This is a genomic window from Streptomyces sp. AC627_RSS907 (assembly GCF_019049165.1).
This window is the reverse complement of sequence record NZ_JAGMUE010000617.1, coordinates 1-706: the sequence shown is the minus strand read 5'-3', so window position 1 is coordinate 706 and position 706 is coordinate 1. Positions and strand designations below refer to the sequence as shown.

The window sequence follows — 706 nt, the reverse complement described above, 5'->3', positions numbered from 1 at the left end:
GGGTGCGAGCCTCATCGTCTACCGCGGTCCTGACGGGATTTGAACCCGCGGCCTCCACCTTGACAGGGTGGCGAGCACTCCAAACTGCTCCACAGGACCAAGCTTTCGCGCCGTGTTGTGCTTGTCCGGCCGCGAGAAGAGACTCTACAGCAGGTCAGGGGGTGGGGTCGAACCGCGCTCCCGGGCCGCCCCCGCCGGGGCCCCGAGGCCCAGGGAGGCGGCTGTCCGGGCAGCGGGGTCAGGGAGCGGCGGCGGTCACGGCCTTCACGATCCGCTTGTCGGAGATCGGGTACGCCGTGCCCAGGGCATGGGCGAAGTAGCTGACCCGCAGCTCCTCGATCATCCAGCGGATCTCCAGCGCCTCCCGGGGCACGGGCCGGCCCGGGTGCTTGAGCTCAAGCTGTTCCAGCAGCCACAGGTACTCGTCGCGCATGTCGTGCACCTTCGCCATCCGGGCGCGGTCCCGCTCGGCGTTGTGCGGCAGTTGCTGGAGACGGCGGTCGACGGCCACCAGGTAGCGCATCAGGTCGGGCAGCCGCCGTACGCCGTGCTCGGTGACGAAGCCCGGCTTGATCAGCGCGGCGAGCTGCTCCCTGATGTCGGCCAACGACGGCGCGAGGACCACGCTCGTGGTGGCCTTCAGCCGGCGCTCGCACGCCTGCCAGGCGGCCAGCACCTCGCGGACCTTGCGGATGGTGTCCATCGT

Annotated in this window: 1 protein-coding gene and 1 tRNA gene; both read right to left on the bottom strand. The window is 70.3% G+C overall.

All coding sequences use genetic code 11. The features are described from left to right. Positions 1-24: 24 nt before the first annotated feature. Positions 25-99 (bottom strand) — tRNA-Asp (locus KUM32_RS37425). 139 nt (positions 100-238) lie between these two features. After that, a partial coding sequence (locus tag KUM32_RS37420) for a DUF3418 domain-containing protein (protein ID WP_217146304.1) occupies positions 239-706 on the bottom strand: 468 nt, incomplete at its 5' end.